The organism is Mycobacterium sp. NGS11 (assembly GCF_059813315.1).
In genome coordinates, this window is the sequence record NZ_JCALEJ010000001.1 from 229628 (window position 1) to 242641 (window position 13014).

A 13014-nucleotide genomic window follows, 5' to 3' on the forward strand; every position below is an offset into this window, starting at 1 on the left:
CGCGGCGAAGGTCCGGTGAGAGTGGACTGCTAAAGGAGCGATCATGGCTCGATTCCCCAAACCGCCAGAGGGCAGCTGGACCGAGCATTACCCCGAGTTGGGCACCGATCCGGTGTCTTACCAGGACTCCATCAGCCCGGAGATCTATGAGCTGGAACGCCAAGCCATCTTCAAGCGCGCCTGGCTCAATGTCGGTCGCGTCGAACAGCTTCCGCGCAAGGGCAGCTATTTGACCCGCGAGCTGAAGGTCGTCAACACGTCGATCATTCTGGTGCGCACCACATCTGGTGGCATCAACGCCTACCACAACGTGTGCCGCCACCGCGGCAACAAGCTGGTGTGGAACGACATGCCGCAGGAAGAAACGCGCGGCGTGTGCCGGCAGTTCACCTGCAAATACCACGCCTGGCGCTACGACCTGGACGGCAACCTCACCTTCGTGCAGCAGGAGGAGGAGTTCTTCGACCTCGACAAGAGTCGCTACGGCCTGGTACCGGTGCACTGCGACGTGTGGGAAGGCTTCATCTTCGTCAACTTCGCCAAGAAGCCCGAGCAATCGTTGCGAGAGTTCTTGGGGCCCATGATCACCGGGCTGGAGGGGTACCCCTTCGACAAGATGACGTCGCGGTGGTACTACCGCTCGGAAGTCAAGGCGAACTGGAAGCTGTACATGGACGCGTTCCAGGAGTTCTATCACGCGCCCGTGTTGCATGCGAACCAGTCGCCGACCGCGTACTCAAAGGCGGCCGCCGAGGCGGGATTTGAAGCCCCGCACTACCGGCTGGACGGGCCGCACCGCCTGGTCAGCACCTCCGGCGTGCGGGCTTGGGAGATGGCCGACGAGATGCGCAAGCCGACGGAGGACATCTGCCAGAGCGGGCTCTTCGGCCCCTGGGACAAGCCGGATCTGGGGCCGATGCCCGCCGGGCTCAACCCCGCGAAATGCGATCCGTGGGGCCTGGATTCGTTCCAGCTGTTCCCCAACTTCGTCATCCTGTTCTGGGGCCAGGGTTGGTATTTGACCTACCACTACTGGCCGACGTCCTACAACAGCCACCTGTTCGAGGGCACGCTGTACTTCCCCGCGCCGCGCACCCCGCGCGAGCGGGTGGCCCAGGAACTGGCGGCGGTGTCGTTCAAGGAATACGGGTTGCAGGACGCCAACACCCTGGAGGCGACGCAGACGATGCTCGAATCCCAAGTGATCGACGAGTTCTTGCTGTGCGACCAGGAGGTCCTGATCCGTCATCTGCACAAGGAGACCGCGGCCTGGATCGACGACTATCGCCGGACCTCTACGGCAGGAGTGTGAACGCGATGCCGATGCTGCCCCCCGAATTCGCCGACCTCGAACCGTTCTCCGACTGGTGCCTGCCCAGCGAACCCGAACGCTACGCCAAGAGGCTGGCCAGCTCCATGACGCAGATGAAGGCCTTTTACGACGCGATCACCGCCCGGGCCGAAGAGGCCCTGACGTTCTGCGACAAGTTTTCTCTCGACGACCTGCCCGACGATGTCCAGAATCTGATGCACCTGCTGTATTCCATGATCATGGTGTCGTTCCCGGTGGAATGCTGGAAGCAGCCCCGCGTCCCCGATTCGGGTGCGTCGACGCTGGACTGCGTGTCGGAGCCCGTTCCATGACCACGGTGCTGCGCGCGGCGCGGTGGGGTGACGTGGTGACCGGCCAGATTCACACGCCGGCGCAAGTGGTGATCGACGGTGAGCGCATCACCGCGATCAATCCGCAAGAGCCGCTTCCGGATTCGGCGACCGTCATCGACCTCGGCGACGTGACCCTGCTCCCGGGACTGATGGACATGGAGCTCAACCTGCTCATCGGCGGCCCCGGCGGTCCGGAGGGGCTGCCGGCGCCCATGCATGGCGTGCAGGACGACCCCGCGTATCGCACGCTGCGTGGCGCGGTCAACGCACGCACCACCCTGGAGGCAGGTTTCACCACGGTGCGCAATCTGGGGCTGATGGTCAAGACCGGGGGCTATCTGCTCGACGTGGCGCTGCAGCGCGCCATCGACCAGGGCTGGCACGTCGGGCCGCGCATCTATCCCGCCGGCCATGCGGTCACCCCGTACGGCGGGCATTTGGACCCGACGGTGTTCCAGCGGCTGGCTCCCGGGATCATGCCGCTGTCGGTGGCCGAAGGCATCGCCAACGGCGTGCCCGACGTGATCGCCTGCGTGCGTTACCAGATCCGGCACGGCGCCAAGCTGATCAAGGTCTCGGCTTCGGGTGGGGTGATGTCACACAGCACCGCACCGGGGGCCCAGCAGTACTCCGACGCCGAGTTCACGGCGATCGCCGACGAGGCCCATCGGGCTGGAGTCCGGGTGGCCGCGCACGCCGTCGGGGACAGCGCCATCCAAGCGTGCATTCGCGCCGGGATCGACTGCATCGAACACGGCTTCCTGGCGACCGACGAGACCATCCAAATGATGGCCGACCACGGCACGTTCCTGGTGTCGACCACGTATCTGACCGACGCGATGGCCATCGACCGCATCGCGCCGGAGCTGCGCAAGAAGGCGCTCGAGGTGTTCCCCCGCGCAAAGTCGATGTTGCCCAAGGCAATCGATGCGGGCGTGCGAATCGCATGCGGCACCGATGCACCCGCCATCCCGCATGGCCAAAACGCCAAGGAGCTCGGCGCGCTGGTCGAACGTGGCATGACTCCCGCGCAAGCGATCCGAGCGGCCACCGTGGTGGCTGCCGAGCTGATCGAGGCGGATGACGAGTTGGGCAGGCTGGCGCCGGGCTACCTGGCCGACATCATCGCCGTTCCCGGAGACCCTTTCGACGACATCGCCGCCACGCTCGACGTCCGCTTCGTGATGAAAAACGGGCAGATCTACAAAAGCCCCGCGGCGTAACGGAGGCGGGAAATGGAACTCACCGACAACATCCTGTGGCTGCTCAAGCAGGCCTTCTACTATTCGCTGACCACCATCAACGAGGCGATGCGCGAACACGGTGTGAGCACCGCCCAGATCGGCGTGCTGCGCCAATTGGCCAACGAGCCAGGCCTATCCGGCGCCGAATTGGCGCGGCGTCTGCTGATCAGCCCGCAAGGCGTCCAGCTCGCACTCACCGCCCTGGAACGTCGTGGTCTGGTGGAACGAAAGCAAGACCCCCAGCACGCACGCATCCTGCGGGCCTATTTGACCGGGGAGGGGCGCAAGGTCGCCGAAACGGTGGTGAATGACGCGATCGCCGCACACCAGGAGGTGTTCGGGGTGTTGACCGAGCAAGAGCAGCGGACCCTCCGCGAGTTGCTGGGCCGCGTCGTCGAAAAGGGCACCGGTCATGAACTGTTCAACGACCACGTCGACGGCTGACCCCGCCCCGGACGGCGCGAGCGCGGCCATCGACGGACGCCGCCAATCTCTAGTACTTGAGACTAATCGCAAGTAGTTGATACTGTGGCCGGGATGGGTGAAATTCGGGCGGCCGCGAACGTCGGTCCGGCCGCGGTGAACGAGGCCGGATCGGGCGGCGTCGACGTCGCCGCGCTGCCGGATGGCTTTGTGCCACTGCGGATCAAGCGCGTGGTTTCCGAGACGCGCGACGCCGTGTCGATCGTTCTCGACGTTCCGCAGAGCAGCGCGAAGCGGTTCGGCTACCAAGCCGGACAGTTTCTGACGCTGCTGGTCACCGTCGACGGCCGCGAGCACCGACGGTGTTACTCGATGTCGTCGTCACCCGCTCTGGGCGAGGATCTGCAGATCACCGTCAAACGCGACCGCGACGGCGTGGTGTCGAACTGGCTCAACGACACGGCCACGCCCGGTGACGAGCTGCCCGCCCTGCCACCGCAGGGCCGCTTCGTGTTGCGCGAGAGCGATCGAGAGCTGATCGCCTTTGCCGGCGGAAGCGGCATCACGCCGGTGTTTTCGCTCGTGCGTACGGCGCTGACGTCCGGCGAGCGGGCCACGCGACTTTTCTATGCCAACCGGAACCGTGAATCGGTGATCTTCGACGAGGCGTTGGCGTCGCTCAGCGCGCGGCACGCCGATCGCTTCGTGCTGCACCATCATCTCGACGACAACAGGGGTTTCGTCACCCAGGCGGACATCGAGGCGTTCGTCGCGGACGCCGGAGACGCCGACGTGTACATCTGCGGGCCAAACGAATTCATGGATATCGTGCGAAACGCCTTATCGGCTGCGGGCGTGCCGGCCGATCGCCTGCACATCGAGCATTTCGACGTCGACGACGTAGCCGCGGCGGCGCCGCCGGACACCGAGGTGGTGACCGACGAGGTCACCATCGTGCTGGACGGCTCGACGACGACCGCGCCGTACCATGCGGGTAACACGCTGCTGCAGACGGCCCGGATGGCCGGACTGCGGGCGCCGTCCTCGTGTGAGATCGGCTCGTGCGGAACATGTATGGCCCGCCTGACGCACGGCAGCGCCCGGATGATCAACAACGACGCGCTCGAGCCGGATGAAGTCGAGGAGGGCTGGGTGTTGACGTGTCAGGCCCTGCCCACCAGTCCCACGGTGCGGGTGGTCTACGAGTGAGCGAGAAGGCGGTCGATGGTGGAGCGGCGTCGATGACGAGGGTCGCGGTGGTGACCGGCGGCGCCTCGGGTATGGGCGAGGCAACCTGTCATGAATTGGGCCGGCGCGGAATGAAAGTCGCGGTGCTCGACGTCAACGAGGATGCCGCGCAACGCGTCACCGACGACCTGCGGGCCGCTGGCGTGACCGCGCTCGGGGCCGGCGCCGACGTCACAGATCGGTCCACGGTAGAGCAGGCCTTCGCGAAGGTGCGCAGCGAGCTGGGCGCGGTGACGGTTTTGGTGACCAGCGCAGGCATGTTCGACTTTTCACCCTTCCTGGAGATCACCGCCGAGAACTGGTCTCGAATCATCGACGTCAACCTGACCGGCACCTTTCATTGCTGCCAGCTCGCGCTGCCGGACATGATGGAGGCGAATTGGGGGAGGATCGTGATGATCTCGTCCTCGAGCGCCCAGCGCGGCTCCCCGTTCGCCGCCCATTACGCGGCGTCCAAGGGCGCGGTGATCACGTTGACCAAGTCACTGGCCCGAGAGTATGCGCCGCACGGGATCACGGTGAACAACATTCCGCCCTCGGGCATCGAGACCCCGATGCAGCACCGGGGCCAGGCCGCCGGGTACCTGCCGTCCAATGAGCAGATCGCCAGCAATATCCCGTTGGGCTACCTCGGCACCGGGGCCGACATTGCCGCGGCCGTGGGGTTTTTATGTTCGGAAGAAGCCCGGTACATCACCGGCCAGGTTCTAGGCGTCAACGGTGGAGCGGTGATGTGATAGCGAGGATCCGATGACCAGAGCAGGCAGGCCCCCGGAGGGCTCCTGGACCGAGCACTATCCCGAATTGGGAACCGGCCCGGTGTCTTTCAAGGACTCGACGTCCCGGGAGTTCTACGAACTCGAGCGCGAAGCGATCTTCAAACGCGCGTGGCTCAACGTCGCACGGGTGGAGGAGCTGCCGCGTGTCGGCAGCTACCTCACCAAGGAGATCGAGGTCGCCGGCGTCTCGGTGATCCTGGTCAAAGGCAAGGACGAGCGCATCCGCGCCTTCTACAACGTGTGCCGCCACCGCGGAAACAAACTGGTGTGGAACGACTTTCCTGGCGAGGAGACCCGCGGGACATGCCGGCAGTTCACCTGCAAATACCACGGCTGGCGCTACGACCTGCAGGGCGCGTTGAAATTCGTCCAGCAGGAATCGGAGTTCTTCGACCTCGATCCCGCGCAGTACGGGTTGCGGCCGGTGCACTGTGACGTGTGGAACGGCTTTGTCTTCATCAACTTCGACCCCGAACCACGCCAGGGCCTGCGTGAGTTCCTCGGTCCGATGATCACCGGCCTCGACGACTATCCCTTCGGCAAGCTGACCGAACGCTACGAGTGGGTGGCCCACAACAACAGCAACTGGAAGATCTTCGCCGACGCCTTCCAGGAGTATTACCACGTGCCCTCGCTGCACTCCCAGCAGGTGCCCGCCGAGGTGCGTGATCCCAACGCCGGATTCACTTGCGGCCATTTCCAACTCGACGGCCCGCACCGGTTGGTCTCCACGGCCGGGCGGCGCCGCTGGCTACTGCCGCCCGAATACATGTACCCGATCGAGCGGGCCACCCGCAGCGGGCTGGTGGGACCGTGGCGCACGCCCGACATCGGCGAACTGCCACCTGGGCTCAATCCCGGGCGGATCGAGCCGTGGGGCATCAGCAATTTCCAGATCTTCCCGAACATCGAGATCCTGATCTATGGCGGCTGGTATCTGCTGTACCGGTACTGGCCCACCTCACACAACACGCACCGGTTCGAGGCCTACACCTACTTCCATCCGGCGCGCACCGTGCGGGAGCGTATCGAGCACGAAGTCGCCTCGGTGGTGTTGAAGGAGTTCGCGTTGCAAGACGCCGGGATGCTCGGCGGGACGCAGGCGGCACTGGAATACGGCATCGTCGACGAGTTTCCCCTCAACGACCAGGAGATCCTGGTGCGCCATCTGCACAAGGTCGCCGTCGACTGGGTCGAAGCCTATCGCCGCGAACAGGATTCGGTGGGAGTGTGACCATGCAGACCATGTTGCCCAGCGCATTCGCCGAGCTGGAGGAATACGCCCAAACATGGTGTTTGGCAACCGAAACCGAGCGCTGGAACGCCCGGGTCAACGCGTCGATGCCCCAGCTGCGGGAATTCTACGACGCGTTCTTCCCGCGCCTGGAAGAGGCGATCGACTACTGCGACAAGTTTCCCCTCGACAATGTGCCCGACGACGCGCTGAACCTGCTGCACATGATCTATTCGCTGATCATGGTCGCCATGGCGGTGGAGATCATGCATCAACCCGCCCCGGTCGATGCCGCCGACGCCGTCATGATCCGCACTGGCGGACCGGTGCCCTGACGAAAGGACCGACCATGGGTCTGCTCACCATCACCAAACTCACCGAGTCGGTCGGTGCCGAGGTCGCCGGCCTGCAGCCGGCCGCCCTGGCAAGAGACGACTCGGTAGGTGAAGCGGTGCTGGATGCGTTGGAAGACAACGGGGTTCTGGTCTTTCGCGGCCTGCAACTCGACCCGGAGGCACAGGTCCGCTTCTGCCGCCGCCTCGGCGAAATCGACCACTCCTCCGACGGCCACCATCCGGTGGCCGGCATCTACCCGATCACGCTGGACAAGTCCAAGAACGCCTCGGCCGCCTACCTGAAGGCCACCTTCGACTGGCACATCGACGGCTGCACCCCGTTGGGCGACGAATGCCCGCAGAAGGCCACCGTGCTGTCGGCGGTACAGGTCGCCGAATGGGGTGGTGAAACCGAATTCGCCAACTCGTACGCAGCCTACGACGCCCTGAGCGACGCGGAGAAGGAGCGGTTCGGCGCCCTGCGTGTGGTGCACTCGCTGGAGGCTTCCCAGCGTCGCGTCTACCCCGACCCGTCGCCGGAACAGGTGCAGCGCTGGCGATCCCGTCGCACCCACGAACACCCGTTGGTGTGGACGCATCGCAGCGGCCGAAAGTCGCTGGTGCTGGGCGCCTCCGCGGACTACGTCGTCGATATGGATCTCGATGAGGGACGCGCCCTGCTGGACGAACTCCTCGAGCGGGCCACGGTGCCGGACAAGGTCTACAGCCACAGCTGGTCGATCGGCGACACCGTCATCTGGGACAACCGCGGGGTGCTGCACCGCGCCGCCCCGTACGACCCGGAGTCCCGTCGAGAAATGCTGCGCACCACCGTGCTCGGCGACGAACCGATCCAATAGCATGGCCGCGGCCGACGAGCATCCGCTGCGCCTGACACCGCTACCCGCCGACGAGTGGGACGAGCGAGCCCGCGCCGCGCTGGCGTCGCTGATCCCGGCCGAGCGGGCGAATCCCGTTGGCGCGGGCAATGTTTTGTCGACCATGGTCCGCCACCCCGACCTGACAGCGGCCTACCTGCCGTTCAATGCCTACCTGCTCACCCGCTCGACCCTGTCGCCCCGGGTGCGCGAAGTCGCGTTGCTGCGCGTGGTGCACCGCAGCAATTGCGGCTACCTGTGGTCGCACCACATCCCGATCGCTCTGCGCGCGGGCCTGACCGAACCCGAGATCGAGGGCATTCGGTCCGGCAGCTGCGCCGACCACACCGACCAGGCGGTGATCCGCGCCGTCGACGATCTCACCGCGGACAACACCATCAGCCAAGGGACTTGGGATCTGCTGGGCGAGTTGTTTACCCAGCAGCAGTGCATGGATTTGACGTTCACCATCGGCGGATACCTGTTGCTTGCTCTGGCCGTCAACACGTTCGGCATCCGAGAAGAGCACGGATGATCCCGCGGTCGGTCAGTGGTGCCGTCGTCAGGCGCTAGTCCTCGCGGGACAAGGCGGCGCGCGGGCACTCGGCGATGGCCTTCTCCACCAGCGCCTCTTGGTCGGCGGGCACCGGGTCCGCGGTGACCACCGCGTAGTCGTCATCGTCGAGCCGAAAAACATTCGGCGCGATGTTCACGCAGTAGGCATTGCCTTCACACCGATCAAGGTTCACCACCGGCCGCATGAAGATCTCCTTTGATCTCTCGCACGAGGTTTTCACAAATGAGTCCTGTATAAATTCTAGTACGCCGCTTCTCAGTGACCTCTCAGTGCTGCCGTCTTACGCTGAGATCCTGGGTCCGGGAGGTCGATGGTGAAGATCGCATCCGTCATCGCCCGCCAACTGCTGGACTGCAAAGCCCGGCCCCTGCTCGAGGTCGAGATCACCACGGACACCGGCGTTGTCGGTCGCGGCGCGTCACCGACGGGCAGTTCGGTGGGTTCACACGAGGCGTTCGTCCTGCGGGACGGGGATCGCACCCACTACAACGGGCTGGGCGTGCACCGCGCCATCGCCGCGGTGACCGACGAGATCGCCCCCGCCCTGATCGGCGCGAAACTCGACGACCCCCGCTCCCTGGACCGGGTCATGATCGACCTCGACGGCACGGCGGACAAGCACCGGCTCGGCGGCAACGCGATCTACTCCACGTCGATCGCACTGCTGCGGGCGGCCGCCGCCGCGGCCGGCACACCCACGTACACCTATATCGGCGCGCTGCTCGGGCTCGAACCGCCGGCCACCGTGCCGATACCCAGCTTCAACATGATCAATGGCGGTCAGTACGGCGATGTCCGCCAGACCTTCAGCGAGTTTCTCGTCGTGCCCTATCGCGCGGACTCGATCGAATCCGCGGTGGAGAAAGGCGTGGGCTTGTTCGAGACGCTCGGCGAGGTGCTCACCGAGCGCCTGGGCCGCGCACCGATGCTGGCGTCGTCGTACGGATACGTCGCGCCGTCCAGCGACCCGCACGTCGTTCTGGAAGTGTTGGCCGAAGCCGTCGAGCGCGCCGGCTGCGCCGACATCATGGCGTTCGCCCTGGACTGCGCGTCGAGCGAGGTGTACGACAGGGATTCTGCGACATACGCATTCAATGGCGAGCGGGTGACCGCGGAGGCGTTGATCGACTATGCCCGGGCGCTGTCGCAGGACTTCCCGATGCTGTTCATCGAAGACCTGCTGGACGGGGATGACTGGGCCGGATTCGCCAAAGCGGTCCAGACGGTGCACCGCTCGATCATCCTCGGAGACGACCTGATCGTCACCAACCGCGCCCGCTTGCGGCGCGCCGTCGAGATGTCCGCAGTCGGTGGGTTCGTTCTGAAACCCAACCAGGTCGGAACGATCGCCGAGGCCCTGGATTGCTTCGAATACGCTAGGCGCAATGGCGTTTTGGCCATCCCTTCGGGCCGCTCGGGCGGCGTCATCGACGATGTGGTGATGGACCTGGCGGTGGGCCTGGGGGCGCCGTTTCAGAAGAATGGCGCACCGCGGTCTGGCGAGCGCATCGCGAAGCTCAACTTTTTGCTGCGAGCGGCCGAAGGCATCCCGGATTGTGCGTTGGCGGACGTGCCCGCATTGGCGCGGTTCTGAGCCCGTTTCGAGTCAGCGGCCGGCGAACAACGCGAGCTCGGCCGTCACGGCGGTCCCACACACTGCCAAGGCGATCGAAAGCGCCAGCCAGTCCGCCGGTTTCGGTCGCGAGGGGGCCGCGGAGATCTGGCCGGTGCCGCCACGGGCCGTGATCGCATCACCCATCTCGTCGGCGCGGCGCAGCGTGACGGTGACGATCGCGACGACCAGGTCGATAACCTCCGCCGCCGTGCGCCGCAGACGGGCCCAACGGGTGCGAGGTGTGATATGCGGCCGCAGTCGGCGAGCGGCGTGCAGCACCCGGAATTCGTCGATCAGCATTGGGAAGGTGCGCAGGGCCAGCGCCAAGGCAACCGACCAGTCATCGACGGGGATTCGCAACGGTCGCAGGAAGCGACCCAAAGTGGCTACCGCGGGCGCAATTTCGGCGACATTAGTGGTCCACGACACCAGCGCGCCCAGGCCGAGTAATACGAGCGACAGCGAGGTGACGCGCAAAAAATCCAACAGGCCACCGAGACCCAGCGAGACCGTTCCCGCCTGGATCACGGGTTTGCCTCCGGCCAACGCCGCAGCGAAACCGGCGATGGCCAGCAGGATCCACAGCAATCGCGGCACCGACGGCAGCGCGCCGCGGGGAACACGCGCGAGCCGTACTCCCGCGGCCGCCAACGCGGCGCTGAGCCCGATCGCCACCCAGCCGGGAAAGAATGTCAATAGCAGCGAAATGCCAAAGACGACAAGCAATTTCGTTCCAGCCCACAGCTCGTGGATGGGTGAGCTGCCCGGCACCGGCCGCAGCAGCACAACGGGGCGCCGACGAGCGGGCCTCTGCTTGGCCGGAGCGTCTGTCGCCACCGTTTCGTCCCGGGCGGCCGTCGCCTCCGCCGTTAGCGAACCGTCCCGCAGGTGCAGGGTGCGCGGGCACAACTCCTCCAGTCCGGCGAAGTCGTGCGAAATGACCACCACGGTCAGACCGGTGTCACGACGACGATCCGCGAGCAGCCGCAGCAGACCGCGTTGGCTGGCGGCATCTAGCCCCGCCAGCGGCTCGTCGAGGATCAAGATGCGCGGAGACCGCGCCAGCAATCCGGCCAGGACCACGCGGCGCATCTGGCCGCCACTGAGCTGATCGATGCGCCGCTTCGCCACCGCGGCATCCAGCCCGACGACGGCAAGCGCCGCGACCACTCGATCGTGATCGTCGGGCGAAAAGCCCGCCGCCGAAGCTACTTCCAGGGCGACGCGGGGACGCATCAATTGCAACCGGGCCGCCTGGAATTTCAGCGCGACCGCACCGACCTGCTCAGAAATCGGGCGTCCGTCGAGCAGACAGGTACCGCTGGTCGGCGCCGTCAGTCCGGCCATGATCCACGCCAACGTCGACTTACCGGAGCCGTTGCCGCCGTGGATAAGGAGCCCGTCGCCCTCATGCACCGCGAAGCTGATACCGCGCAAAGCGGTCTTCGCCCAGGGGGTGTCACTGGCGTATTCGTGACCAACACCGGCGAGTACCAGCATGGGCGCGCTGGATTGGTGGCCCGCGGCGAGCGTCGGCGTGGGCGCGGCCGCGGTCTCGACCATGGCGGTGTTATCCAGCGAAGCGCTGAGATTGATCGTGCGGTGGGCGGCATCGGCCTCGTTGGTGTAATGGGTGATGTACACCAGGGTCGTTCGATAACGCTCGTTGAGCCCGGACAGCACGCCGAGCAGCGCATCCCGGCCGTGCTGGTCGACCATCGCGGTGACCTCGTCGGCGATGAGCAGTGCCGGCTCCCGCGCCAGCGCCGCGGCCACGGCGAGGCGCTGCAGTTCACCGCCGGACAACCCGCCGGTGTCGCGCTCGGCCATGCCGTCAAGCCCGACTTCATGCAGTAACCGGCCAACGTCAGTGGTCTTGCCGGGGGGCAGTCCCCAGACCACATCGTCGGCGACCCGCGTGCCCAGCACTTGGCTTTCCGAGTGCTGCATGACGACCGCGGTGCCGCCGAGTTCGCCAAGTCCGACCGCCCCCGGACGTTCGACCGTGCCCGAGGTCGGTTCGCGGCCGGCCAGGATCAGTGCCAGCGTAGTTTTCCCGGAGCCGTTCGTTCCGGTGACCGCGACGTATTCGCCCGCCTGCACGTCAAAGCTCACCGCACGCAGCGCGTCGTGATCGGCATGCGAGTAGCGGAAGCGAACCTCGTCCAGCCGCACCGGGACCGGCGCGATCGGCCCGCAGCGAAGTGGTGCGTCCAGTTTGTGCACATCGGGAATGCTGCCTAGCCGCTGCAGCACCCGCGACAGCGTCCACCAGCCGATGACCGAGGCGCCGATGATCGCGACCACCGCGTATCCGAGGACCAGCCACTGCCAATAATTCAGCGCTTCGGCGAGCAACCGTTTGAGCTCCTGCGCACCAGCCTGCAGGTGCGGCACGCGGGCAATCACCGCCGCGACTCCGTTTACGGTGGCCGCGATCGTGTCGAACACCAGTTGCCGAAGCCGCGCCAGGACGGTCAACGCGATGACGCCGGCCCCGCCGAGGACGACTCCGGCGACAAATGACACGGCGATCACGGTGGGCGTGCCGCGGGTGCGGCGTGTCACCATCCCGGCCAGTCCGCCGACGTAGGCGCAGAGCGCGACCGTCAAGACGCCGCTGAAGCCGACCACCAAAAAGCAGATCACACCAGCGGCGATCGCCGCGGTGATCGGGACCCGGATCCGATACCGATAGGCAAGTAGCCCAATCGGCACGGTGCCCAGCAGACCCAGCCAACCCGCGTGCGGAAGGATGACCGCGATGATGGCGATCGCCGCACACAGCGCACCCATCACCGACGCCTGCGCCATTTCACTGGGTAGCAGCGATCCGGCACGCTTTTTCGGCAGCGCAGTGCCGGACCCCTTCACGACACGATTATGCCCGTCGCCGCCAGCGCGCCCGAGGTTCTCTCATCAGATCTTCAGGTAGCCCTTGTCGGCGGGAATCTGGGCGGCGACGGCGGCGACGGCGGCGACGGCGGCGAGACGGCGCGGGTCGTCGCACGCGTTT

13 protein-coding genes are annotated in these 13014 nt (G+C 65.9%); 11 read left to right on the plus strand and 2 right to left on the minus strand.

Annotated features, from left to right (window positions below):
- Nucleotides 1-43 precede the first annotated feature (43 nt).
- From AC5Y4T_RS01175 to AC5Y4T_RS01220, 10 genes are all read left to right on the plus strand, one after another.
- On the plus strand, nucleotides 44-1312 hold the full coding sequence (locus AC5Y4T_RS01175) for an aromatic ring-hydroxylating oxygenase subunit alpha (protein ID WP_499951660.1): 1269 nt from the start codon (nucleotides 44-46) through the stop codon (nucleotides 1310-1312).
- Nucleotides 1309-1644, plus strand: coding sequence for a hypothetical protein (locus AC5Y4T_RS01180; protein ID WP_499920053.1), 336 nt, complete (start codon nucleotides 1309-1311; stop codon nucleotides 1642-1644). Before AC5Y4T_RS01175 ends, AC5Y4T_RS01180 begins: the two co-directional genes overlap by 4 nt.
- Nucleotides 1641-2888, plus strand: a complete 1248-nt coding sequence (locus AC5Y4T_RS01185) for a metal-dependent hydrolase family protein (RefSeq protein ID WP_499948512.1) — start codon at nucleotides 1641-1643, stop codon at nucleotides 2886-2888. Before AC5Y4T_RS01180 ends, AC5Y4T_RS01185 begins: the two co-directional genes overlap by 4 nt.
- Nucleotides 2889-2900: 12 nt before the next feature.
- A complete protein-coding gene (locus AC5Y4T_RS01190; RefSeq protein WP_499920055.1) occupies nucleotides 2901-3353 on the plus strand; it encodes a MarR family winged helix-turn-helix transcriptional regulator in 453 nt (150 codons plus the stop codon).
- A gap of 93 nt (nucleotides 3354-3446) precedes the next feature.
- Nucleotides 3447-4541 (plus strand): 2Fe-2S iron-sulfur cluster-binding protein, encoded by a 1095-nt coding sequence (locus tag AC5Y4T_RS01195; protein WP_499948511.1) that lies wholly within the window; start codon nucleotides 3447-3449, stop codon nucleotides 4539-4541.
- Nucleotides 4542-4573: 32 nt separating this feature from the next.
- Entirely contained in the window at nucleotides 4574-5317 is a 744-nt protein-coding gene (locus AC5Y4T_RS01200; protein WP_499920057.1) for an SDR family NAD(P)-dependent oxidoreductase, read from the plus strand.
- Between the two features lie 13 nt (nucleotides 5318-5330).
- A complete protein-coding gene (locus tag AC5Y4T_RS01205) occupies nucleotides 5331-6593 on the plus strand; it encodes an aromatic ring-hydroxylating oxygenase subunit alpha (RefSeq protein WP_499920058.1) in 1263 nt (420 codons plus the stop codon).
- A complete protein-coding gene (locus AC5Y4T_RS01210) occupies nucleotides 6590-6928 on the plus strand; it encodes a hypothetical protein (protein ID WP_499920059.1) in 339 nt (112 codons plus the stop codon). Before AC5Y4T_RS01205 ends, AC5Y4T_RS01210 begins: the two co-directional genes overlap by 4 nt.
- Before the next feature lie 14 nt (nucleotides 6929-6942).
- A complete protein-coding gene (locus tag AC5Y4T_RS01215; RefSeq protein WP_499920060.1) occupies nucleotides 6943-7788 on the plus strand; it encodes a TauD/TfdA dioxygenase family protein in 846 nt (281 codons plus the stop codon).
- 1 nt (nucleotide 7789) lies between these two features.
- Nucleotides 7790-8341, plus strand: coding sequence for a carboxymuconolactone decarboxylase family protein (locus AC5Y4T_RS01220; protein WP_499920061.1), 552 nt, complete (start codon nucleotides 7790-7792; stop codon nucleotides 8339-8341).
- 34 nt (nucleotides 8342-8375) lie between these two features.
- On the opposite strand, the gene AC5Y4T_RS01225 is transcribed toward AC5Y4T_RS01220, so the two are convergent.
- Nucleotides 8376-8567 carry a ferredoxin gene (locus tag AC5Y4T_RS01225; protein WP_499920062.1) on the minus strand — a complete coding sequence of 64 codons (192 nt, stop codon included), beginning with the start codon at nucleotides 8565-8567 and terminating at the stop codon, nucleotides 8376-8378.
- A gap of 126 nt (nucleotides 8568-8693) precedes the next feature.
- On the opposite strand from AC5Y4T_RS01225, the gene eno reads away from it, so the two are divergent.
- Nucleotides 8694-9977 (plus strand): phosphopyruvate hydratase, encoded by a 1284-nt coding sequence (eno, locus tag AC5Y4T_RS01230; protein ID WP_499920063.1) that lies wholly within the window; start codon nucleotides 8694-8696, stop codon nucleotides 9975-9977.
- Nucleotides 9978-9989: 12 nt separating this feature from the next.
- Here the strand turns inward: eno and AC5Y4T_RS01235 are convergent, their stop codons facing one another.
- Nucleotides 9990-12812 carry a DUF2232 domain-containing protein gene (locus tag AC5Y4T_RS01235; RefSeq protein WP_499920223.1) on the minus strand — a complete coding sequence of 941 codons (2823 nt, stop codon included), beginning with the start codon at nucleotides 12810-12812 and terminating at the stop codon, nucleotides 9990-9992.
- Between the last annotated feature and the right edge of the window lie 202 nt (nucleotides 12813-13014).